Raw genomic sequence first — 21,419 nt, forward strand, 5'->3', positions numbered from 1 at the left:
CAGTTCAATGAGGCGAAGAATTCACGTTGAGCGAAATGCGAACGCCGGTCCAGGAAATTGCGAATGGCCGGAGCGGTCGTACGCAATCGCGGTAAGATTGCCGTCAGGTAACCGGACAAAACCCGCTACAAGCCCATCTCTTGTAGGAGCTTGCCATGTGACCCAATTACGAGGGTCGTTGTTTGGCAGCATTTGTCTGAAGAAGTCCCCAAGGTTAGAGAAGTTTGTGATGAAGGCATTGAGCACCGGGCCTGCGTCGTTCGCACCAGGTAGCTGAATGCCACCCATCGAAGAGGCCCAACGATCAAGACCATCAAAGTCTAATCTTTCGGTGATGGGTGTCAGAAGCAGCGTGAATACGTTTGTCACAACGCCATGATATGAAACCTGAGATCTCCCTCCATCTATAGCAATAATGGTAAAGAAACCATTTCTAAGCCCAGTTACTTTACCCGCGCGAGTGACGCTCGCAATGGTGGGATTCAAGCTGGCGTACTCAATGCCGGGGATCCCGCCCATGGCTTCTCTGACCATTGTGTTACCTGGTACTTCTTTGGTCGTTGTTGGGAATGGGGCGAGAAGCTTCACGCCATTCAAGTTCATCTGTGAGGTGTTAATGGACAATGGCTTCACGATTGTTGTTATCCATTGCTCGGAAGTCTGCCCGTCTGCGTACAAAGCCTTGACTGCGTACTTGTGAATGTCTTGAGTCTGGCTGGTAAGTGTATAAGTCCATTGGCCAGAAATAGGAACCAGGATCGTGTCTTGCACAACGCCTTTGTCCAATAACTGGATCTGCTGATCGGCACTCGCATTGCCGGTGAATGCAAGTGTGGTCGCGGTGGTAAATCCCCCATTCGCAACAGGTGTGCCAGTGGTGGTGTTTTCATTCACGTTTGTGATAGTTGGAGCTACCAATGCTTCGACTGTGTAGATCTGATCAGGAAACGGTGTGGCTGTGGCAAAGCTATTGGTCCCGTCCAACGACACCCAGAACTTGAGCGTCAACGACTTTCCGTCACCCAGTGCAGACACGTAATTGTTGAGCAATGTCTGTACATACTGGCCCTGACTGATCCACGTCGGGTTGGTTTGGGCCGGTAGTCCATTCCATAGCTGCAGATCATGCGCAGTACCGTTGGCCTTGAAACTTTCTACTCTCATCCAGCATGCCTGTTTATCCGCCATGCCTGTCCAGGTCAGTGCGTGAATAGTCGCGTTTTTTCCCTTCAAGTCGTTTACGTCCAGTACTCTGTTGTTCGTTTCCGCTTCCACAATGATTGGCGGATTCAGTACACGCTGGTTGGCACTGATAGTGATCGAGGTCGTCGCCGACACGCCGCTGTTAGTGAGTTGATCGACCACGTTGCCAGAAACCGGGTGAGTTCCATCACCAATCGACTGGAGATCGGCGGCCGTCAGGGTGTATGTGATCGGTTTAGTGGGATCGGGGTTGGTGAACGTGAGGCGCCAGGTGCCAATTATCAGCGTGACCTTGTCGTATGCCCGCGCGTAACCGACGGTGATGATGATGACCGCGGTCTTTCCCGGAACAATGCTGGGAGGATGGCTGATGGTGATGGTGGGTGCCGGGTTGTGGTACAGCAACTGGAGCGTGGGCGAGTCATCTTTATTGCCGCTGACTCGAGTCACCTGGTAGCGCACATCGTTGACACCGTTGGTGAACCAGAACTCCGGCAAAAGCAGAAGGAGGCGCTTGCCCTCTTCACCTGGCCGGATGGTTTTGCTGACGTTGGTGCGAACGTTGTTGACGATCAGCGTCATGACATCGAAAGCCGCCACGACCCAATTCTGCAAACCGGTGATGGGCTCGATGATGACCTCCAGCCCATCCGGTGTGAATGCAGCTTGGGAGACGCCTCCATGAGCAATCGTCGACGGCTGCACCGGGGCTATTTGCGGCGGGTACACCGGAAACAGGGCCAGCGCATCGCTCACTGCTTGTGATTGAATATTCATTGCGGTCTCCCCGGCATGCCGGCCAATAGAGTCAGGCCTCTATAACACAGCGAGAACGCGGAGCTGCCTACTGTCAGATCTGACAGGGGAATGAGGGTTTTCGACGAGCGGTTGTTCGGGTATGGCGCCTCAGAACTTGCGCAACGTCTTCTGCCGCAAGATATAAACCGTCACCAGCACCGCACTGGTCAGCATGAACCCGCGCGCCCATGGCAGAGGCACCAGGTAGCACGAGAACAGAATGCTCGCCCACATCAGCCCGATCGCGTAGACCTTGCCCTTGAGCGGAATGCCGTTGCCGTCGAGATAGTCGCGGATCCATGGCCCGAGCCGGGGATGCTCGACCAGCCATTGATAGAAACGCGGAGAGCTGCGGGCGAAGCAGGCGGCTGCCAGCAGCAGGAAGGGGGTAGTTGGGAGAACAGGCAGGAAAATCCCGATCACCCCCAGTGCCACGCTCAGCCAGCCGATGGCCAGCAGGATGTAGCGCAACATCAGGGGACGGTTGCCTATGGGGTTGTCCATAGGCCGGATCTTAGTGGTGACGTGGCTTGAGGATCGCCGGTTTTTCGTCGGGCGCCTGGCACAGCAGGTACAGCGCGGTCAGGGCTTCCGGGATCTGCACGATCATGTCGTCCATCAGGTTGGCATCCTTGGCGATGTCTTCGAACTCAGGCTGTTCGTCGAACAGGCCCGAACCGACCATGATCGGCAGGAGCATTTCGCTGACTTCTTCTTCGGCGGTTTCGAACCAGGCCGCTTCGCGCAGGAACACGCCTTCCATGAAGCCGATGCACCAGCCGCGCAGTTCGGAATCGTCCGGGTCGTCGCCCAGGTCCAGTTCGCATGGCAGCTCGAATTCTTCATCGGAGGCCAGTTGGCGGGCGATGTGGGCTTTCAGGCCGATCAGCGTGGCTTCGATCTCTTCACGCTGGGCTTCGCTGCTGTAATGCGGCTCTTCGGCGAACAGGGCGTCGATCCATTCACGATCCGGAACCACGTCGGCGCAGATCGACAGCGCCGTCAGGTAACCGTGAGCGGCCACGTAGTCCAGCGCCTCTTCATGCAGCTCGTCGGCGTCGAGGAAGACTTGCAGGCGGGTTAGTTGCTCGGCGAAGGACATTAAAGGGCTACCTTGGGGGAATAAACAATGCGGGAATTCTAGGCCTTCTTGAGCCCTCAAGCCAGCCGCACGGCAGATTTGCCTGCACAAGCTTCTTATCGGCGGTGCCCTTTGCCGGGGAGGGCTCGGGTATACTGCCGCGCTTTGCGATCCCTGCCGGTGTCGCGGCTGATTGTGTAGGGCGCGATGCAATGCGCGCTTACGTTTTGTTTAAAGCAGCCTCGGCTGTCTTGAACCAGCCTGTGCAGGGATGTTTCGGTGGATTTTTGGAGTTTTTATGCTCGAACAGGCTCAACGCGTCCTCAAGGACATCTTCGGCTACGACAGTTTCCGTGGCCGTCAGGGTGCAATCATTGAGCGCGTGGCCAGTGGCGGTGATGCCCTTGTCCTGATGCCGACCGGCGGCGGCAAGTCCCTGTGCTTCCAGGTGCCGGCGCTGCTGCGCGATGGCCTGGCGGTGGTGGTGTCGCCGCTGATCGCGCTGATGGACGATCAGGTCGCCACCCTCGAAGAGCTGGGCGTGGCAGCCGCCGCGTTGAACTCCACATTAAGCGCTGAACAACAGCGCGACCTCGCCAACCGGATCAAACGCGGCGAAGTGAAAATGCTCTATCTGGCGCCGGAGCGTCTGGTGCAGCCGCGCATGCTGTCGTTCCTGCAAGGCTTGAACATCGCGCTGTTCGCCATCGACGAAGCGCACTGCGTATCGCAATGGGGCCATGACTTCCGCCCGGAATACCTGCAACTGGGGCAGTTGGCGGAAATGTTCCCCGACGTGCCGCGCATCGCCCTGACCGCCACCGCCGACAAGCGCACCCGCGAAGAAATCGTCACTCGCCTGCATTTGCAGAATGCCGAGCGTTTCCTGTCGAGCTTCGACCGGCCGAACATCTTCTACCGCATCGTGCCCAAGGAGCAGCCGCGCAAGCAGTTGCTGGCGTTCCTCGCCGAGCGGCGCAGCGATGCCGGCATCGTTTACTGCCTGTCGCGCAAGAAGGTGGAAGAGGTGGCCGCGTTTCTCACCGAGCAGGGCTTCCCGGCGCTGCCGTATCACGCCGGTCTGCCCAACGATCTGCGCGCCTATCACCAGAAGCGCTTCCTCAACGAGGAAGGCCTGATCATGGTCGCCACCGTGGCGTTCGGCATGGGCATCGACAAACCCAACGTGCGTTTCGTCGCCCACCTCGACCTGCCGAAATCCCTCGAGGCCTATTACCAGGAAACCGGACGGGGCGGCCGTGATGGTCTGCCGGCGGACGCGTGGATGGCCTACGGTCTGCAAGACGTGGTGATGCTCAAGCAGATGCTGCAGAACTCCGAGGGCGACGAACGCCACAAGCGTCTGGAGCAGCACAAGCTCGACGCGATGCTCTCGCTCTGCGAAGAAACCCGCTGCCGCCGTCAGGCGCTGCTGGCGTACTTCGACGAAGACATGCCCGAGCCTTGCGGGCACTGCGACAACTGCACTGACGGCGTGCAGACTTGGGACGCCACCGAGCCTGCGCGCCAGGCGCTGTCGGCGATCTATCGCACCGGCCAGCGTTATGGCGTCGGCCATCTGGTGGACGTGCTGCTGGGCAAGGACAATGAAAAGGTTCGCAGCTTCGGCCATCAGCACCTGTCGGTGTACGGCGTCGGCAAGGCGCTGAGCGAGAGCGAATGGCGCTCGCTGTTCCGTCAGTTGGTTGCCCGCGGTCTGGCCGATGTCGATCACGAAGGTTACGGCGGGCTGCGCCTGAGCGACACCTGCCGGCCGCTGCTCAAGGGCGAAGTGAGCCTGGAGCTGCGCCGCGACCTCAAGCCGCAAGTCAGCGCCAAGAGCGGCAGCAAGAGCCCGGCCAGTCAACTGGTGCGCGGCGAAGAGCGCGAACAGTGGGAAGCATTGCGTGCCCTGCGGCGCAAACTGGCGGAAGAACACGGCGTGCCGCCGTATGTCATCTTCCCCGACTCGACCCTGCTGGAAATGCTCCGCAGCCAGCCGACCTCGCTGGCGGACATGGCCCGGGTCAGCGGCGTCGGCGCGCGCAAGCTGGAGCGTTACGGCGAGGCCTTCCTCGAAGTGCTCGGCGGCGAGGCCGAGGCGCCGAAAGTGGTGGCCGACGTGCGTCACGAACTGATCACCCTGGCCCGCGCCGGTATGACGCCGTTGCAGATATCCGGCCAATTGCAGTGCTCGGAAAAGAACGTCTACACCATGCTCGCCGAAGCCATCGGCAAGCAGCAGCTGTCGCTGGAACAGGCGCTGGATTTGCCGGAAGACCTGATGGGGGAAGTCCAGGATGCGTTCCTCGACGGCGAAGGCGAGTTGCCGTCGGTCGCCGAAGTGGCCGAGCTGTTTGCCGGTCGCGTACCGGAAGGCGTGCTTTATTGCGTGCGGGCTGCGCTGCAATCTGAATTCGAGATGTAACTCGACCCTTTCCCCTCACCCCAGCCCTCTCCCCCAGGAGAGGGGGCCGACCGAGTTGTCTTGCGCTATACGTCGACCTGAAATACCGGGTCGATTGTGGATTCAACATAGAGCATTCAGGTCGGCGTATTTCCTGAATATTCCCCAATCGGTTCCCTCTCCCTCCGGGAGAGGGTTAGGGTGAGGGGCTTTTCAGATGTAACGATTCAGTACAAGTCCCCTCTTGCCTATAGGCAAATGTCATGCTTAGCTGACTAATAATTAGTTTTTCTCTATTTGTTCAGTCTAATCATGAGTGTTTTATGCCGTTAACCGATCAACACCGTTTTGGCATGCAATTGGCCCAGATGTCTCGTGGCTGGCGTGCCGAACTGGATCGCCGGCTGGCCGGTCTGGGCTTGTCCCAGGCACGCTGGCTGGTGCTGCTGCATCTGGCGCGTTTCGAAGAGGCGCCGACCCAGCGGGAGCTGGCGCAAAGCGTCGGCGTCGAAGGGCCGACCCTGGCCCGTCTGCTCGACAGCCTTGAAAGTCAGGGACTGGTGCAACGCCAGTCCGTGATGGAAGACCGCCGGGCGAAAAAAATCGTGCTGTGCTCACCGGCGCTGCCGCTGATCGAACAGATCGAAACCATCGCTACACAACTGCGCAAGGAGTTGTTCGAAGGCGTCGATGAGGCGGATCTGAAGGTGTGCATGCGGGTTCACGGGCACATTCTGGCCAATCTGGAAAAGTCTTGAGGCACAACCGCGTGCCGTTTTTTTGAGAGATCGCGCTGGGCGGACTATAAGAACTACTGGGCAATATCGTGTTCGTACCGGATGTGCGAACGCATAGAAGTCGGTTTTGCTTATTTAAGGGATGCTCATGCTCGGAAGTCGGCACGTGGTACTGCGTTGCGCCAACTCGCTGTTGGTGGCCGGTGTTCTCACCTGGTCCACCGCGTCATTGGCGCTGGGGCTCGGTGACATCACCGTGCATTCAGCCCTCAATCAGCCGCTCAAGGCTGACATCGCCCTGGTGGATGTCGGGGGCGTCAGCGAAAACGAACTGACGGTTCGTCTGGCCTCGGCGGACGAATTTGGCCGCGCCGGCATCGAGCGCGTGTTCTTTCTCAATGACCTCAAGTTCACCCCGATCCTGCGTGGCAATCGCAACATGATCCGGGTGACGTCCAGCAAACCGGTCAACGAACCCTTTCTGAATTTCCTGGTGCAGCTCGATCAGCCCAATGGCCACCTGCTGCGCGAATACACCGTGCTGATCGACCCGCCGGGCTCACCGGGAATTGTCCCGGCCACCGATGAGCCAACTGCGCGTGCGCAATCGTCGGAATTCCCGACCCCCGAGACTCCGTCTGCAACCACGCCGGCCAAACCTGCTGCGCCTGTTCAGCCACCGACACCGGTCGCCGACGCGCAGGCCGAGCAACTGGCGGCGAGCCTTGTGCAGAATCAGCAACTGCAAAAAACCATCGATGAATTGAACGTGAAGCTTCAGGCCCAGGAAGTGCTGATCGCTGACGGCAAGAAACAGCTCGGTGATTTGCAGGCCCGTCTGATTGAAGTGCAACAGGCGCCGCCGGCACCTGTCCCACCCGTTGCACCTGCGCCTGCGCCGGTCATTGCCCCGGCCGAGTCTCAGGAGGATTCACTCAACTGGCCGCTGCTCGGCGGACTGCTACTGGTACTGGGATTGCTGGTGGCAGGGCTGTATGTGCGTCGGCACCGCCAGCAAGCGCAAGGGGCTGAGGCGCCGACACCGTTCCTGCCGGTACGAAACGACCCCCCGGTCGACGACGCCGAACCGATGCAGCCGAGTTCCGTTCACAGTGCGGTCGAACATCGTGAGGAACACGCCAATGGCGATGTGCTGGAAGCGGTCGGCATTTATCTGGCCTACGGACGCATGGGCGAGGCTGCCGGTTTGTTGCGTGATGCGTTGCAGCGGGAACCGGAGCGCATCGACCTTGGCGTGCAGTTGCTTGAAGTGCTGGGGCGGCAGGGTGACACGCCGGCCTATGACGAGCAGGAAAGCCGTCTGCGCCAGCTCGGGGTCGAGGATCAGCGCTTGCAGGAGATTCGCGCCCGCTACCCGAAACTGGTCAGCGCGGCACCTCTGGTTGCGGCGGCCCCGGTGATCGCCGCGCTGCCGATCGAACCCACCACGCCTGTGGAGCCGGTGGCCGAAGACAATTTCGAACTGAACCTGGATCAGCTCTCGATGGCTTCCAGTTGGGATCTTGAGGAAACTCGCCCGACTGCTGCCGCACCTGAACAGGCGCCATCAACGCTGGGTTCCGATCTGCAGGTACTGCCACAGGATTTCGAGTTGCCGGAAACCCTGCCCGACGACGCCGAAACCGCCGAGCTGGAATGGATCGTCGAACCGGAAACGCAGCCGCTGGACGAGGACTTTCTCAACGAGTTTGGCGATCCCGGCACGACGCTCTCACTGGAGCCACTGGAGCTGCATGCCCCGGAGCTGGACCCCGAACCCTCGGACACCGCCAACGCCGGCAAACTCGAACAGGCCCAGACCTGCATCGACGACGGCGATATCGACAGCGCCATTGCCTTGCTCAACGAACTGCTCAAGGAAGCCGACGAACCCCTCAGGCAAACAGCGCGCACGTTGTTGGCGGGGATTCGCTGACCGTTGTCAGAAGGTCTGGCCGAGGTTCAGGTACACCGCCTGTTCATCCGCATCGTTCAGTCCATAGCTGAAGTTCAGCGGCCCCAGCGGCGTATCGAAGCCGATGAACACACTGGCGGCGTTGATATAGCCGCTGTCAAATACATTGTCGTTGTTCCAGGCCCGGCCGCGTTCCAGCGAGGCGCCGGCGTACAGCGGGAAGTCCAGCGGCAGGTACGAACGCGGGGTGAGGCGGCGGTAATACACCGCACGCATCAGACTGACGTTCTGCCCGGAGATCGCGTCTTCGCGGAAACCGGACAATTGCCGGGCGCCGCCGAGCAGGAAACTGGAGGTCACCACGTTGGCATCGTCCAGCGTGCGACCATAACGACCGCCGAGAATCAGCGTATCCGGGCCACTGCTCATGGCCTTGTCCAGTTTGAACTCCCACTGCCGGTAGCGCGTGTCGGAGCCCAGGCTCGGTTCGAACTGCACCAGCGTCAGGCCGATGTCTTCGCCTTCGTGGGGGTAGTAGACGTTGTCCAGCGAGTCGAAGGAATACTTCAGTGCATAGAACCCTTCGTTGAAGTTTTCGCTTGGCAGGTCCTGATCGCCGATCCGCACATCAGCCTTGCCCCAGGCCTCGCCAACCCCGAAGCGCACTTCGCCGCTGTTGCCGATCTGCCGGCCAAAGTTGAGGCCGAAGCCGTAGCGCTCGACGCGATACTGGGCGATCGGATCGTTGTCCAGAACCGAGTCGACGTTCTGTGCGGCAAACGAAGCATAAGGCGCCAGGAAGTAGCGAGAGCCGACGTCCAGCGGCTGATAGAACTCGCTGTACAGCTCTTGTTTATCGCCGATCTGCGCCCGGGTCAGCCATTCCGCACCCAGTCGGTTGATGCCGTTCACGCGGTAACTGGCGCCGAGGTTGAAGGCGCTGTCGCCACGCATGTCGTCTGACAGGCTGAGGCCGACCCGCAGATAATCGGTGCCGGTGCGTTTGCCGCGCGCGCTGATCACCAGCGTGTGATCCGCGCCTTTGTGCACCACGCGGTATTGCACCTGCTCGAAGTAATCGAGGCCGTACAGGGTGCCCATGTCGGTTTGCAGGCGACCCAGATCCAGCGGTTCGCCGATGTGCTGGCGGATGTAGTAGCGGATCACGTCATCGCCGACTTTCGAGTCGTTCTCGACCTTGATCGCGGTGATGATAGGCGTGCGCTGGCCCGGCGCGCGGGCGGCGTTGAGTTCGGCGTCTTGCGACTGCAGGGGTTTGAGGCGTGCGAGGCGCACGTTCAGGGCCTGGGTCGCGCGGTAGCCGGCGTCGATCATTTCCTGGCCGCGACCGAAGTCGGTGGCGCCGAAACTGGCCAGCGGCGGCTGGATCAGCACGTCATCGGGATGCAGGGTCGCCAGTTGCTCTTCGGAGTTGCGCCGGGTCATCAGGGTGATCGACTGGTTCAGCACATCGACCACGGTCAGCAGTTGCTTGCGGTTGCGCAGCGGGGTGCCGATGTCGACCACGATGGCCACGTCGACGCCCATTTCACGGGCCACATCGAGTGGAATGTTGTCGGTCATGCCGCCATCCACCAGCAATCGGCCGTCGAGTTCGACCGGAGCGAACACTGCCGGGATCGACATGCTGGCGCGGATCACCTGGGGCAGGTGGCCCTTGCGGAACACCACTTTTTCGCCGTTGGCGATGTCGGTGGTCACGGCGCGGAACGGGATCGGCAGCTTGTCGAAATCCCGGGTGTCGCTGGTGTGGGCCAGCAGGCTTTCCAGCAGCAGCGCAAGGTTCTGGCCCTGAATCACGCCCAGTGGCAGGCCGAGGCTGCCGTCATCGCGAAAGCTCAGCTTCTGTTTCACCAGAAAGTCGCGGTCGTCCTGTTTGCGCCGGAACGGTACGTCTTCGCGGGGCGGGGCGTCGGACAGCGCCTGCTGCCAGTCGATGGTCAGGGCGAGTTTTTCCAGCTCGTCGATCTTGTAGCCCGAGGCGTACAGCCCGCCGACCACCGCGCCCATGCTGGTGCCGGCAATCGCATCGATCTTGATGCCTTGTTCTTCCAGAGCCTTGAGCACACCGATGTGCGCCAGGCCACGGGCCGCGCCGCCGGACAGCACCAGACCAACTTTCGGGCGCGTCGCCTCACTGGCATGGACGCTGACACCAGCGAACAGGGGTAGGAAACCAAGCAACAGGCAGATCAGAAGACGACGCATCGTGAGTCTCGGGGCGAGCGATAAAGCCAGCTATTATAGCGGCGCCCTCTGGCTCAGGAGTTTCAGCGATCATGACCGTCACAAAACCGGAAATCGTCATTACCTATTGCACGCAATGCCAGTGGATGTTGCGCGCCGCATGGCTGGCGCAAGAGCTGCTCAGCACCTTCGGCGACGATTTAGGCAAAGTGTCACTGGTGCCGGGCACCGGCGGGATATTCCACATCACCTGCAACGACGTGCAGATCTGGGAACGCAAGGCCGACGGCGGTTTCCCGGAGGCCAAGGTGCTCAAGCAGCGGGTGCGCGACCAGATCGACCCTGACCGCGACCTCGGCCACAACGACCGTACTCAGTGAGAGGCTGCCTCGGCCGCGACGGTTTTCTTGTCGTTGCTGCCTGACATCCGGCTCGACACCACGATCGCAACAATGATCAGCGCGCCGCCGATCAACATGCGCAGGGTCGGATCTTCATCGAACAGCAGCCAGGCCACGGTAATCCCGTACACCGGCTCCATGGCGAACACTACCGCAGCGGTGCGCGCCTTGATTACCGCGAGGCTGGCAACGAACAAACTGTGGGCGACGCCGGTGCAGAACACCCCGAGCAGACCGATCCACAACCAGTCGATGGCGCGCACTTCGCTCAGTTGCGGCGCCGCCACCGGCAGCACACACAGTGCCACCACCACGTTCTGACACAGTGCCGCCTGCACCGCCGGGATGCGCCCGGAGCTGGCGCGGTTGGTCAGGGACAACAGGGAAAACAGCAGGCCGGACAGGATCGCCCAAAGCAGGCCGGTGGTCGCGCCGCTGGCCAGATCGAACGCCGGGGTCACCAGCACCAGTCCGACACTGACCAGCACCACCAGTACGATTTCATTGATGCGGATGCGTTCGCGAAAGATCAGCCCTTCGAGGATCACCGTGAAGGCCGGGAAACTGGCGAAACCCAGGGTCGCAATGGCGACGCCCGCGACCTTGACCGCAATGAAGAAACTCACCCAGTGCCCGGCCAGCAGCACGCCGCTCAGGGCCAGTCGTCGCCAGTCCACGGCCTGCAGTTTCTGCCAGCCGCCCTGTTGGGCGAAGCGGGCGAAAAACGCCAGGGCCAGCACGGCAAACGCGGCGCGTCCGAACACGATGACGGCGGGCGTTGCGGCCGCGAGTTTGCCGAAAACACCGGTCAGGCCGAACATCAGTGCGCCGATATGCAAGGCGCCGAGGGCGGTACGGGGAGTCATTGCAGTCCTTTTTCCAAACACCATTACAGGCACACATTGAAACGTGTAACGGCCGAAAAGTCTGTCGGCAGGCTATCGACTTTTGTCGTCAGCCTCGCGTCGCAATTGTGTAGGAGAGGTACCAAATTCACGCAGGACGGCGGCCGAGAACGCACTTTGCGAGTTGTAGCCGACACGGCTGGCCACTTCACCGACAGGCAGCGTGGTGTTGCGCAACAGCGCTACAGCTTTGTGCAGACGGCGACTGCGAATGTAGTCCATCGGTGTCTGCCCGCATTCGGCGACGAACCGCGCATGCAGCCGGGCGCTGGACAATCCGGCGACACGCGCCAGATCCGCGACTTGCAGCGGATAGGCCGCGTACTGCTCGATGTGCGCGTCGAGTGCCGCGTAGGGCAGGCGGCGCGCGACGATTTCGGCGGGTGGCACGTGGTTCAGGCTCGCCAGCAGCAACACCGCGCCCTGTTGCGCAATCAGCGGATCGTCAACCGGACTGTTCGCCAGCCAGCTGACCAATTGACCTTGCCCGGCATCCAGCGACAACCGCGCGGCGTTATCCAGCAGACGGCGGCTGGCATCGGCGTGATTACCCAACGAGCGCGTCAGCCATTGCTCGTCGGGCACATCCAGCACCAGACAGCGGCTGCCCTTGGGACTGCCGCACGCGTGATGCGCGCCGGCGGGGATCACCACGAAGCTCTGCTGCAATACCTGGCTGCCACGCCCTTCGACTTCGAAATCCAGCGCGCCGGACAGGCCGAACACCAGTTGCGCGTGGTCGTGGCTGTGGGCGATCAGGTCGTGGCTGTAATGGCGCAGGGTCAGGATCGGTTGCATGGCGGTCTCCGGGCGAGCCGCCAGTCTACACCGGCGCAGGGGCGACGCGTTTGTCACACGACTGACGCATACCTGTCATGGTCGATTAACCGGGCGCGCGCAGAGTGGCGAAAACATCGCAGAGGGTTGCCCATGACCAGCGCCGAGCTCGCCAGACCCAGCCGTAAACAACGGGTTCGCACCCTGTGGATCTCCGACGTGCACCTGGGCACGCGGGATTGCCAGGCCGAGCATCTGTCGCAATTTCTCAAGGGCTATCACGCCGACAAGATCTACCTGGTCGGCGACATCATCGACGGCTGGAAACTGCGCGGCGGCATGTACTGGCCGCAGGCGCACACCAACGTGATCCGCCGTTTGCTGACCATGAGCAAGCGCGGCACCGAGGTGATCTACGTCACCGGTAACCATGACGAATTCCTGCGCCGCTATTCAAAACTGATTCTGGGCAATATCCAGCTGGTCGACGAGGCGGTGCACGTCACCGCCGATGGCCGGCATCTGCTGGTGATTCACGGTGACCAGTTCGACGTGATCACCCGCTATCACCGCTGGCTCGCGTTCCTTGGCGATTCAGCCTACGAGTTCACCCTGACCCTCAACCGCTGGCTCAATCACTGGCGGGCGAAATACGGTTATGGCTACTGGTCGCTGTCGGCCTATCTCAAGCACAAGGTGAAGACGGCGGTCAGCTTCATCAGCGACTTCGAAGAAGCCATCGCCCATGAATGCGTGAAGCGCGAGTTGCACGGTGTGGTCTGCGGGCACATCCACCACGCCGAGATCCGCAAGGTCGGCGAGGTGGATTACCTCAACTGCGGCGACTGGGTGGAGTCATGCACGGCGCTGATCGAGCACTGGGACGGCACGATCGAGCTGTATCGCCTGGCCGATGCGCAGGCGCGGGAAGCGGAATTGAAAGCGGCGAAGGTGGCCGAGCTGGCCTGAGTTTTCAAGTCAACTCAGGCCGGGCTGTGCTCTTCCATCGCCGCTTTGTAGATCGAGTTCTTCGGCTGGGCGAACAGCCTTTCCATCATCGGCTCGAAGAAGCTCAGCGGCAGGGTGTCGTACTCGGGGTCGAACGCTGCCGCGTCATATTTGGCGCAGAACTCCGCGGTCGCCAGAAACTGCGGGTGGTCGCTGAATTGCTCGCGCAGGTGCCGATCCATGCCCAGGTGATGGAAGAAGTAGTAGCCCTGGAAGATCCCGTGCTTTTCCACCATCCACAGGTTCTCGGCGCTGACGAACGGCTTGAGGATGGCGGCGGCGATGTCCGGGTGATTGTAGGAACCGAGGGTGTCGCCGATGTCGTGGAGCAGGGCGCAGACCACGTATTCCTCGTCGCGGCCGTCGCGAAAGGCGCGGGTGGCGGTTTGCAGCGAGTGGGTCAGGCGATCCACCGGGAAACCGCCGAAATCGCCTTCGAGCAGTTTCAGGTGGGCCATGATCCGGCCCGGCAACTGACGGGCGTAGGCGCTGAAATCCGCCGCAATGATCGCCCAGTCGTCCTGTGTGCCGTCCTTCATGTGGGTGAAACGGGCAGTGGCATTCATCGGCAGTCCTCTTGTCGGAATTTCTAGAACGGCACGCGGCCCAGGATCATGTCGCGGTACATGACGAAGTCGCCGAGCAGGCTGTAGAACGGGTGCTGGAAGGTGGCCGGGCGGTTTTTCTCGAAAAAGAAATGACCGACCCAGGCAAAGCTGTAGCCCGCCAGCGGCAACGCAAGTAAAAGCAGCCAGGCGCCCTTGGCGATGGTCAGGGCGAGAATGAAGATCACCAGCGTCGTGCCGATGAAATGCAGGCGACGGCAGGTGCTGTTGCCGTGCTCGCTGAGGTAATACGGATAGAACTCGGCGAAGCTGTTGAAATGCTTGATGGTTTCCACGACTGCGATCTCTGTGGTTATTGTTCTGATTGCAAGTTGTTCGGCGGGTAGCTTATTTGAGTCTAGAGTGATCAATGGCGTCGGCCAGTGACAATCGGCGCCACTTTACTATCCTTGGGAAATCGGCCGTAGTATGCGGCTCACCATGTCATCCAAGAAAAAACGCCATGAGCGAACGAACGACTTCTGCAAGCTGGGCGATGGGGATTGTCAAAGCACTGGAAATGGACGGCCTGGATTGCCGGGTTTTGTTCAGACAGCTGGGGCTCGACTACGCGGCGCTGGAGGACCCGGACGCACGCTTCCCGCAGGATTCCATGACCCGACTCTGGCAACGGGCGGTCGAGCTGTCCGGCAATCCGGCGATCGGCCTGAATATGGGCAAGGTGGTGCGGCCGGCTTCGTTTCATGTAGCGGGCTATGCGCTGATGTCCAGCAATACGCTGGCGGAAGGTTTTCAGCGACTGGTGCGTTATCAGCGGATCATCGCCGAAAGTGCCGACCTGAGTTTTCGCCTGCTCGACGAAGGTTATGCGCTGATTCTGACGGTACACGGCGATCATCTGCCGCCGACCCGGCAAAGTGCCGAAGCCTCGCTGGCCTGCGCGCTCGCGTTGTGCGGCTGGCTGACCGGACGCACGCTGCACCCGCGCAAAGTGCTGGTGCAGGGCGACCAGCCGGATGATCTTGAACCCTATAAACGAGCCTTTCATGCACCGCTGGTGTTCAACGCGCCGTATGACGCGCTGATCTTCGAGCGGGCCGACATGGAAGCGCCACTGCCCACCGCCAACGAGGCGATGGCGCTGCTGCATGACCGGTTTGCCGGGGAATATCTGGCGCGGTTTTCCGAAAGCCGCGTGACCCACAAGGCGCGTCAGGTGTTGTGCCGCCTGCTGCCGCAGGGCGAACCCAAACGCGATACGGTGGCGCAGACCCTGCACCTGTCCCAGCGCACCTTGCAACGACGCTTGCAGGAGGAGGGCACCAGTTTTCAGCAGTTGCTCGACGACACCCGCCGCGAACTCGCCGAGCAATATCTGGCGCAGCCGAGCATGACCTTGCTGGAGATTGCCTATCTGCTGGGCTTTGCCGACCCGAGCAATTTCTTCCGCGCCTTCCGCCGCTGGTTCGACACTACGCCCGGCGATTACCGGGCGCGGTTGCTCGAGGCGCCGAAGGCGATCAGTGACGCCAGAACGCCGGAATACACAGTACAAACACCGTAATGATCTCCAGTCGGCCGAGCAGCATGCCGAACGACAGAATCCACTTGGCCGCATCCGGCAGGCTGGCGAAGTTGCCGGCCGGGCCGATGGTCTCGCCCAGGCCCGGGCCGACGCCGGAGACGGTGCTGGCGGCACCGGTCAACGCCGTCATCCAGTCCACGCCCAACAGCGACAGCAGCAGGGCGATCACGCAAATGGTGATCGCGAAGAAGAACGAGAACGTCAGAATCGACCGGACGATCTCTTCGTCGAGGCGATGACCGTTGTACTTCTGCTTGATCACCGCACGCGGGTGAATCAACTGGTTAAGGTTGGCCTTGAGCAAAATGTAGGCGACCTGGAAACGGAAGATCTTGATCCCGCCCGCCGTCGACCCGGAACAGCCACCGACGAAGCCCAGATAGAAGAACAGCATCAGCGAGAAGTTGCCCCACAGGCTGTAGTCGCCCAGCGCGAAACCGGTGGTGGTGACCACTGACGTCACGTTCAGCGCCACATGCCGCAGCGCGTCCAGCCAATGCAGGTTGGTGGTCCACCAGTACCAGGTGCCGAGCACCAGCCAGGTCGCCAGCAACATACCGAGCAAACCCTGCACCTGTTGATCCTTGATCAACGCCCGGCGGTTGCCGCGCAGCGTCGCCACGTACAGGGTGAACGGCAGGCTGCCGAGAATCATCACCACCACCGCGACCCAGTGCACCGCCGGTTGCGTCCACTTGGCCAGTGACTGGTCGGAGGTCGAGAACCCGCCGGTGGAAATCGCCGACATCGCGTGGTTGATCGCATCGAACGGGCTCATCCCGGCCCACCAGAACGCCAGGCTGCCGAAAATCGTGATGCCGACATACGCCGCCACGATCAGCCGCGCCACCATGTGCGAGCGGGGCATGACCTTTTCCGAGCGGTCCGAGGATTCGGTCTGGAACAGGCGCATGCCACCGATGCGCAGCAGCGGCAGGATCGCCACCGCCATGCCGATAAAGCCGATACCGCCGATCCAGTGCAGCAGCGAGCGCCACATCAGGATGCCGGGGGACATGTCGTCCAGATGGTTGAGCACGGTCGACCCGGTGGCCGTGATGCCGGACATGCTTTCGAAGAACGAGTCGGTGTAGCTGATGTGCTGTGTCAGCAGAAAAGGCAGTGCGGCGAAAATGCACACCACCAGCCAGCTGCTGACGGTCAGCAGGTACATGTCCCGGGGGCGCAGGTGAATGTGTTCCGGACGACCGGGAATCACCAGCGCGAGGCCGGCGAGGAAGGTGATCATGCTCGCCCAGAGGAACGACGGCAGATCGCCGGTGCGCTCGAAAATCACCAGGGTGGCCATGGGCACGACCATGGCGATGGCCAGGGTGATCAGGAAGATGCCGATGATGAAACCAATGATCCGTAAGGTCGGCAACGCCATGAAGTCCGCTCGGGCTGATGTGGGAAGGGCGCCATTCTACCTGCGGTGCAAGGCATGTAAACCGACGCGTCTGGATCACTTGCAGCTAGAATAGCCGGACATTTTTTTCAGGAGGTGGCCGATGCAGGCTCTCGACGCTTTGCTCAACCGTGTTTCCGTTCCACGACTGATCGATCCGGCCCCCACCGCCGAACAGCGCGAAGTGCTGTTCACCGCCGCGACCCGCGCACCGGATCACGGCCATTTGCAGCCGTATCGCTTCCTGACCGTCGAAGGCGCGGCGCGTGAGCAGATGGGCGAGTTGCTGGCCGAAGCTGCAAAAATGCAGGAAGGCGAAGTCACCGAAGCGATGATCGACAAGGCCCGCAACGGCCCGCTGCGGGCGCCGCTGGTGGTCGTGGTCATCGCCAAATTGCAGGAACACGTCAAATACCCGAAGGCCGAGCAGTTGCTGGCGGCGGGCTGTGCGGCTCACGGCATTCTGCTGGCGGCTTACGCGCAGGGGATTGGCGCGGTGTGGCGCACGGGTGATCTGGCTTATTCGAAACATGTCGCCAAGGGTTTGGGCCTGACGGATGACGAAGAGGTGATTGCCTTCCTTTACCTCGGCACGCCGCAGAAAGAACCGCGGGTGGCCGAGAAGGTTGATCTGGCGGAGTTTGTCAGTGCCTGGCCGGGTAAGGCTTAAAGGGCCTTAAAAGCTTAAAAAGCGCCCTCACCCTAACCCTCTCCCGGGGGGAGAGGGGACTGATTGGGGGATGCTTCAGAGGTTCACCGACCTGGAAGAGCTTTGCCGAGTCCGGAATTGACTCGGTTCACGTGCTTGGCAGATCCATAATCGACTCAATTTTTCAGGTCGATGTTTAACGCAAGACTACTCGGTCGGCTCCCTCTCCCTCCGGGAGAGGGCTGGGGTGAGGGCAGCTTTTTAGGGCTGGACAATCGCCCCAGGCTCCAGCGGTAACTCAAGACTGGCCACAAACCCGCCCTGCGGGTGATTGGCCAGCACCAGTGTCCCGCCATGCCGCTCCGCCGCCCGCCGGGCAATCGCCAGCCCCAGGCCATGACCCGCAGCGGTCTGCCCCGGCGCCCGATAAAACGGTTCGCCCAACTGGCTCAGATGCTCGGCCAGCACCCCCGGCCCATGGTCACGCACGCTGACCACGATCCGCTCGCCCTGACGTGAGGCCCGCATTTCAATCGACTGCCCCACCGGGTTGAAGCGCTGGGCATTGCGCAGCAGGTTGTCCACGGCGCGTTCGATCATGGTCGGCCAGCCCGTCAGATTGAGCGCAGGCTCGGCCTCCAGACGCACGGTCTGCTCTGGCGAGCCCAGCTGCGCGTCCTTTTGCAGGGTGGCGAGCAAGGCATTCAGATCCACGTCTTCGGCGCTGGCGTTGTCGGCATCGACCCGCGCCAGCACCAGAATTTCACTGATCAGCGCTTCCAGCCGATCACACTCGCGGGTCAGGCGAGGCCAGAGTTTTTCCCGTTCTTCCGGGCTGGCCCGTTCGGCCAGTGCCAGGGCGATGCGCAGGCGTGCCAGCGGCGAGCGCAATTCGTGGGAGACATCACGCAGCAACTGACGCTGACTGCCGATCAGGCTTTGCAGACGGGCACCCATGCGGTTGAAGTCATTGGCCAGCACACCGAATTCATCCCGACGGTTGGCCAGTTGCGCCAGGCTGTTCTGTTGATAGGTGGTCTGGCCGAGGTCATGCACTGCACCGCGCAGGCGACTGAGCGGGCGAGTGATGGAAAACGTCACCAGCAGGCTGAACAGGGTCAGCACCACCAACGCAATGCCCAGCGCACTCAATGGCCAGAGTAGGCTTTCGCGGTGCCAGGCGTCGAGTTCGGGGTGCGGGATGCGGTAGATGAAGAGGTAGGTGTCGCCGCTTTTGTCGCTGGTGAATTCGTCGGTCAGACGGCGCCATGGCAGGCGACGGTCATCGTTGTTCTGCCGCGCCTCGAAGGCGGCCGCGCGCCGGGGGAAGGTGCCGCGCACCACCGGGTCGCCGGTTTCGTTCAGCACTTGCACGTCGATGTGGTACTGGCGCTTGCGCTGTTCGAGGATGTCCTGGGCGGCGTTTTCGCCCTGGGCTTCGTAAGTCTGCGTCCATTCGGCGGCCAGAGTGTTGAGGCCCGGATGGCGGCTGAGGATCCACGCGTCCTGGTTGAGCATGTGCCCCAGCAGAATGGAAAGCCCTGCAACCAGAGCGATGGCCAGCCAGAAGCTGGCGAGGATACGCCAGAACAATGAACGCACAGAAAATCCTCAAGCAAAGAAAACCCAACGGCGGTGAGCCGTTGGGTCGGGGCGTGACGCTAGAACATTATTGCGCCTTTTGCGGCTGTTGCGCTTTCCAGGCTTTGAACTCGGCCCATTCGGCGCGACGCTCGGCCTGTTTCTTCTGGATCTCGTCGAATTTCTTCTGTTGATCCGGTTTCAACACGGCGCGGACATCGGACTCGGCTTTCTTGTGGTTGGCCGCCATCTCGTCCTTCATGGCTTTCTGGTCGGCTGGCGAGAGTTTCTCCAGGTATTTTTCGACCGTCTGCTTACGCTCGTGCATCTGCTCGCCCATGATCTTGCGGATCTGCTCGCGCTGTTCGCGGGACAGGTCCAGCTGGCTGTACGGGCCTTTGCCGTGCATGCCGTGCATCTGACCGCCATGGCGCGGGCCGTCCAGCGGGCCACCCATCGGGCCGCCATCCTGTGGCATGGCCATGGCGACGGTCGGCAGGGCAGCGGCAAACATCAGAGCGATAAGAGTCTTGCGCATGGTGAATCTCCTTTGTCTCGTTCCCGGTACGTTCCGGATGAGTACAGATTACGGAGATCAAGGTCAGCGGCGGTCAGCGCTGTGTAAAGCTTGGGTAAACACGTTTTCGCGCCGACCTGACAAAACTGACAGACGATCAGAGGCTGTAGTAGTAGCCACGACTGCGCAGGGCAACGATGCGCGGGCGGCCGTCGGGGTGCGGGCCGATCTTTTTGCGCAGGTTGCTGACGTGCATGTCGAGGCTGCGGTCGTACAGGGTCAGCTTGCGACCGAGGGCGATCTGCGCCAGTTCCTGTTTGTCCAGCGGCTCGCCCGGTTGCTTGAGCAGGGCTTCGAGCAGGCGACTTTCGGACACGGTGAGGGTGAATTCCTTTTCGTCGATACTGACCACGCCGCGCACCGGGCTGAAGCTCAGGTCGCCCAGTTCGAGCTGGGTCGACACGGCGGCCGGATGACTGCGGCGCAGCACGGCGCGCAGGCGGGCGGTCAGTTCGCGCGGATCGCAGGGTTTGGCCAGGTAATCGTCGGCGCCCAGTTCCAGGCCGAGGATCCGGTCCAGCGGCTCGCCCCGGGCCGAGAGCATCAACACCGGCAGGTCGGCGTGATCGCTGCGCAATTGCTTGAGCAGTTCCAGACCGCTGCCGTCGGGCAGCATCACGTCCAGCACCACGGCCGCCGGCGCGGTTTCGGCCAGCGCCTTGCGGGCGCTCTGACCATCGTGGCAGGCCCGGACCTGAAAGCCTTCCTGGCTCAGCCAGCTACTCAGGAGTTCGCACAACTCCTGGTCATCATCAATCAGTAACAGCTCGCTCATGACTCACTCAATTTAGCCATTGCCGACGTTTTCGGCTTGCTCCACTGGCAAAGATACCGCAGAGCAGCGCCAATAGCGCTACCCCGGCCCCGGTGACGAACCATTGCTGCTGTTCGGTCAGCAGGCGCGGCAGCGGGCTGGCCTGGGCTTCCTTGAGTTGCAGCTTCAGACGCTGGTTCTCTTGGCGCAGCCGGGCGAGCTGGGCGCTTTCGCGGGTGTTGTCGGCATTTTGCAGTTGTTTGCTCAGTTCTTCCCGTTGCTGCTCGCTGGCCTTCAGGCGCTGCTGCAACTCGGTGATCTGGCTGCCGGCGCTCAACGAAAGCGGTGTGGAGCTGCCGCCTTCGGTGCTTTCTTCACCATGGGCGGGCGCCACGATCGACAACGTGACCAACATCAGACACAACGGACCCTTGCGCATCGCGACTCCTGTTTCCAAATGGATATTGGGCAGGTTGTCGGCCGGCAAACGAGAATAATGAGCGATTGAGAACGCGATGAACCGACAAGGTTCATCGCGTGGGGGGATCAGCGGGGGAGGTTACGGCAGGACTTGCTTGAACGGCTTGACGATCACGTTGGCGTAAACGCCGGCGGCGATGTACGGGTCGGCATCGGCCCAGGCTTGCGCCGCGCTCAGGGAATCGAATTCGGCAACGATCAGGCTGCCGCTGAAACCTGCTGCGCCCGGATCATTGCTGTCGACCGCCGGGTGCGGGCCGGCCAGCACGATGCGGCCTTCGCCCTTGAGCACTTGCAGGCGTTCAAGGTGTGCCGGGCGCGCAGCGAGGCGGGCTTCCAGGGAGTTGGCGACGTCGGTGGCAATGATGGCGTAGAGCAT

21 protein-coding genes are annotated in these 21,419 nt (G+C 61.4%); 7 read left to right on the plus strand and 14 right to left on the minus strand.

Annotated elements, in window-relative coordinates:
* Positions 1 to 21: 21 nt before the first annotated feature.
* The 3 genes from AC07XZ_RS03670 to AC07XZ_RS03680 form a co-directional block, all read right to left on the minus strand.
* A complete protein-coding gene (locus AC07XZ_RS03670; RefSeq protein WP_102686012.1) occupies positions 22 to 1,980 on the minus strand; it encodes an Ig-like domain-containing protein in 1,959 nt (652 codons plus the stop codon).
* Positions 1,981 to 2,109: 129 nt separating this feature from the next.
* Positions 2,110 to 2,505 (minus strand): YbaN family protein, encoded by a 396-nt coding sequence (locus AC07XZ_RS03675; RefSeq protein WP_085747160.1) that lies wholly within the window; start codon positions 2,503 to 2,505, stop codon positions 2,110 to 2,112.
* A gap of 10 nt (positions 2,506 to 2,515) precedes the next feature.
* Positions 2,516 to 3,103 (minus strand): UPF0149 family protein, encoded by a 588-nt coding sequence (locus AC07XZ_RS03680; RefSeq protein ID WP_007958400.1) that lies wholly within the window; start codon positions 3,101 to 3,103, stop codon positions 2,516 to 2,518.
* A 277-nt stretch (positions 3,104 to 3,380) separates the two neighbouring features.
* Here AC07XZ_RS03680 and recQ point away from each other — a divergent pair, with 277 nt between their 5' ends.
* The 3 genes from recQ (at position 3,381) to AC07XZ_RS03695 (ending at position 8,162) form a co-directional block, all read left to right on the plus strand.
* Positions 3,381 to 5,510: a DNA helicase RecQ gene (gene recQ / locus AC07XZ_RS03685; protein WP_007958398.1), complete on the plus strand. Its 2,130-nt coding sequence runs from the start codon at positions 3,381 to 3,383 to the stop codon at positions 5,508 to 5,510.
* A 302-nt stretch (positions 5,511 to 5,812) separates the two neighbouring features.
* Positions 5,813 to 6,247, plus strand: coding sequence for a MarR family transcriptional regulator (locus AC07XZ_RS03690; RefSeq protein ID WP_007958397.1), 435 nt, complete (start codon positions 5,813 to 5,815; stop codon positions 6,245 to 6,247).
* Positions 6,248 to 6,374: 127 nt separating this feature from the next.
* Positions 6,375 to 8,162 carry a motility hub landmark protein FimV gene (locus tag AC07XZ_RS03695; protein ID WP_102686013.1) on the plus strand — a complete coding sequence of 596 codons (1,788 nt, stop codon included), beginning with the start codon at positions 6,375 to 6,377 and terminating at the stop codon, positions 8,160 to 8,162.
* Positions 8,163 to 8,168: 6 nt separating this feature from the next.
* Here the strand turns inward: AC07XZ_RS03695 and AC07XZ_RS03700 are convergent, their stop codons facing one another.
* Positions 8,169 to 10,370, minus strand: coding sequence for a patatin-like phospholipase family protein (locus tag AC07XZ_RS03700; protein ID WP_102686014.1), 2,202 nt, complete (start codon positions 10,368 to 10,370; stop codon positions 8,169 to 8,171).
* 71 nt (positions 10,371 to 10,441) lie between these two features.
* Here AC07XZ_RS03700 and AC07XZ_RS03705 point away from each other — a divergent pair, with 71 nt between their 5' ends.
* A complete protein-coding gene (locus AC07XZ_RS03705) occupies positions 10,442 to 10,729 on the plus strand; it encodes an Rdx family protein (protein WP_085747156.1) in 288 nt (95 codons plus the stop codon).
* On the opposite strand, the gene AC07XZ_RS03710 is transcribed toward AC07XZ_RS03705, so the two are convergent.
* Together AC07XZ_RS03710 and AC07XZ_RS03715 are read right to left on the minus strand one after the other, a co-directional pair.
* Positions 10,723 to 11,616: a DMT family transporter gene (locus tag AC07XZ_RS03710; RefSeq protein ID WP_102686015.1), complete on the minus strand. Its 894-nt coding sequence runs from the start codon at positions 11,614 to 11,616 to the stop codon at positions 10,723 to 10,725. The genes AC07XZ_RS03705 and AC07XZ_RS03710 overlap by 7 nt on opposite strands.
* A gap of 72 nt (positions 11,617 to 11,688) precedes the next feature.
* Positions 11,689 to 12,453, minus strand: coding sequence for an AraC family transcriptional regulator (locus AC07XZ_RS03715; RefSeq protein ID WP_085747154.1), 765 nt, complete (start codon positions 12,451 to 12,453; stop codon positions 11,689 to 11,691).
* 132 nt (positions 12,454 to 12,585) lie between these two features.
* Between AC07XZ_RS03715 and AC07XZ_RS03720 the strand changes: the two genes are divergently transcribed.
* Positions 12,586 to 13,401: a UDP-2,3-diacylglucosamine diphosphatase gene (locus tag AC07XZ_RS03720; RefSeq protein WP_007958385.1), complete on the plus strand. Its 816-nt coding sequence runs from the start codon at positions 12,586 to 12,588 to the stop codon at positions 13,399 to 13,401.
* 14 nt (positions 13,402 to 13,415) lie between these two features.
* Here the strand turns inward: AC07XZ_RS03720 and AC07XZ_RS03725 are convergent, their stop codons facing one another.
* Together AC07XZ_RS03725 and AC07XZ_RS03730 are read right to left on the minus strand one after the other, a co-directional pair.
* On the minus strand, positions 13,416 to 14,006 hold the full coding sequence (locus AC07XZ_RS03725) for an HD domain-containing protein (protein ID WP_085605701.1): 591 nt from the start codon (positions 14,004 to 14,006) through the stop codon (positions 13,416 to 13,418).
* A 23-nt stretch (positions 14,007 to 14,029) separates the two neighbouring features.
* Complete coding sequence (locus tag AC07XZ_RS03730) at positions 14,030 to 14,341, minus strand: Mpo1-like protein (RefSeq protein ID WP_085747153.1); 312 nt, start codon at positions 14,339 to 14,341, stop codon at positions 14,030 to 14,032.
* 167 nt (positions 14,342 to 14,508) lie between these two features.
* On the opposite strand from AC07XZ_RS03730, the gene AC07XZ_RS03735 reads away from it, so the two are divergent.
* On the plus strand, positions 14,509 to 15,570 hold the full coding sequence (locus AC07XZ_RS03735; RefSeq protein ID WP_207252641.1) for an AraC family transcriptional regulator: 1,062 nt from the start codon (positions 14,509 to 14,511) through the stop codon (positions 15,568 to 15,570).
* Here AC07XZ_RS03735 and AC07XZ_RS03740 read toward each other — a convergent pair.
* A complete protein-coding gene (locus AC07XZ_RS03740) occupies positions 15,527 to 16,981 on the minus strand; it encodes a TrkH family potassium uptake protein (RefSeq protein WP_102686017.1) in 1,455 nt (484 codons plus the stop codon). The two genes, AC07XZ_RS03735 and AC07XZ_RS03740, sit on opposite strands and share 44 nt — an antisense overlap.
* 121 nt (positions 16,982 to 17,102) lie before the next feature.
* Here AC07XZ_RS03740 and AC07XZ_RS03745 point away from each other — a divergent pair, with 121 nt between their 5' ends.
* Complete coding sequence (locus tag AC07XZ_RS03745) at positions 17,103 to 17,669, plus strand: nitroreductase family protein (RefSeq protein WP_102686018.1); 567 nt, start codon at positions 17,103 to 17,105, stop codon at positions 17,667 to 17,669.
* A 240-nt stretch (positions 17,670 to 17,909) separates the two neighbouring features.
* Here AC07XZ_RS03745 and AC07XZ_RS03750 read toward each other — a convergent pair whose 3' ends face one another.
* The 5 genes from AC07XZ_RS03750 to AC07XZ_RS03770 form a co-directional block, all read right to left on the minus strand.
* Positions 17,910 to 19,250: a sensor histidine kinase gene (locus tag AC07XZ_RS03750; RefSeq protein ID WP_102686019.1), complete on the minus strand. Its 1,341-nt coding sequence runs from the start codon at positions 19,248 to 19,250 to the stop codon at positions 17,910 to 17,912.
* Positions 19,251 to 19,317: 67 nt separating this feature from the next.
* Positions 19,318 to 19,767, minus strand: coding sequence for a Spy/CpxP family protein refolding chaperone (locus AC07XZ_RS03755; RefSeq protein WP_007958371.1), 450 nt, complete (start codon positions 19,765 to 19,767; stop codon positions 19,318 to 19,320).
* Between the two features lie 136 nt (positions 19,768 to 19,903).
* On the minus strand, positions 19,904 to 20,581 hold the full coding sequence (locus tag AC07XZ_RS03760) for a response regulator transcription factor (RefSeq protein ID WP_007958370.1): 678 nt from the start codon (positions 20,579 to 20,581) through the stop codon (positions 19,904 to 19,906).
* Positions 20,582 to 20,588: 7 nt separating this feature from the next.
* A complete protein-coding gene (locus tag AC07XZ_RS03765; RefSeq protein WP_085747147.1) occupies positions 20,589 to 20,999 on the minus strand; it encodes an SH3 domain-containing protein in 411 nt (136 codons plus the stop codon).
* 120 nt (positions 21,000 to 21,119) lie between these two features.
* Positions 21,120 to 21,419, minus strand: a complete 300-nt coding sequence (locus AC07XZ_RS03770) for a YciI family protein (RefSeq protein ID WP_011333002.1) — start codon at positions 21,417 to 21,419, stop codon at positions 21,120 to 21,122.

Source organism: Pseudomonas sp. GW458-11-26-14-LB4 (assembly GCF_059423925.1).

Excerpts from the sequence above, each read along its gene's own strand:
- AC07XZ_RS03760 (WP_007958370.1), bottom strand. The coding sequence starts at position 20,581 with ATGAGCGAGCTGTTACTGATTGATGATGACCAGGAGTTGTGCGAACTC.
- AC07XZ_RS03675 (WP_085747160.1), bottom strand. The coding sequence starts at position 2,505 with ATGGACAACCCCATAGGCAACCGTCCCCTGATGTTGCGCTACATCCTG.
- AC07XZ_RS03710 (WP_102686015.1), bottom strand. The coding sequence starts at position 11,616 with ATGACTCCCCGTACCGCCCTCGGCGCCTTGCATATCGGCGCACTGATG.
- AC07XZ_RS03770 (WP_011333002.1), bottom strand. The coding sequence starts at position 21,419 with ATGCTCTACGCCATCATTGCCACCGACGTCGCCAACTCCCTGGAAGCC.
- AC07XZ_RS03755 (WP_007958371.1), bottom strand. The coding sequence starts at position 19,767 with ATGCGCAAGACTCTTATCGCTCTGATGTTTGCCGCTGCCCTGCCGACC.
- AC07XZ_RS03670 (WP_102686012.1), bottom strand. The coding sequence starts at position 1,980 with ATGAATATTCAATCACAAGCAGTGAGCGATGCGCTGGCCCTGTTTCCG.
- AC07XZ_RS03740 (WP_102686017.1), bottom strand. The coding sequence starts at position 16,981 with ATGGCGTTGCCGACCTTACGGATCATTGGTTTCATCATCGGCATCTTC.
- AC07XZ_RS03765 (WP_085747147.1), bottom strand. The coding sequence starts at position 20,999 with ATGCGCAAGGGTCCGTTGTGTCTGATGTTGGTCACGTTGTCGATCGTG.
- AC07XZ_RS03735 (WP_207252641.1), top strand. The coding sequence starts at position 14,509 with ATGAGCGAACGAACGACTTCTGCAAGCTGGGCGATGGGGATTGTCAAA.
- AC07XZ_RS03745 (WP_102686018.1), top strand. The coding sequence starts at position 17,103 with ATGCAGGCTCTCGACGCTTTGCTCAACCGTGTTTCCGTTCCACGACTG.
- AC07XZ_RS03715 (WP_085747154.1), bottom strand. The coding sequence starts at position 12,453 with ATGCAACCGATCCTGACCCTGCGCCATTACAGCCACGACCTGATCGCC.
- recQ (WP_007958398.1), top strand. The coding sequence starts at position 3,381 with ATGCTCGAACAGGCTCAACGCGTCCTCAAGGACATCTTCGGCTACGAC.
- AC07XZ_RS03680 (WP_007958400.1), bottom strand. The coding sequence starts at position 3,103 with ATGTCCTTCGCCGAGCAACTAACCCGCCTGCAAGTCTTCCTCGACGCC.
- AC07XZ_RS03725 (WP_085605701.1), bottom strand. The coding sequence starts at position 14,006 with ATGAATGCCACTGCCCGTTTCACCCACATGAAGGACGGCACACAGGAC.
- AC07XZ_RS03720 (WP_007958385.1), top strand. The coding sequence starts at position 12,586 with ATGACCAGCGCCGAGCTCGCCAGACCCAGCCGTAAACAACGGGTTCGC.
- AC07XZ_RS03690 (WP_007958397.1), top strand. The coding sequence starts at position 5,813 with ATGCCGTTAACCGATCAACACCGTTTTGGCATGCAATTGGCCCAGATG.
- AC07XZ_RS03695 (WP_102686013.1), top strand. The coding sequence starts at position 6,375 with ATGCTCGGAAGTCGGCACGTGGTACTGCGTTGCGCCAACTCGCTGTTG.
- AC07XZ_RS03700 (WP_102686014.1), bottom strand. The coding sequence starts at position 10,370 with ATGCGTCGTCTTCTGATCTGCCTGTTGCTTGGTTTCCTACCCCTGTTC.
- AC07XZ_RS03705 (WP_085747156.1), top strand. The coding sequence starts at position 10,442 with ATGACCGTCACAAAACCGGAAATCGTCATTACCTATTGCACGCAATGC.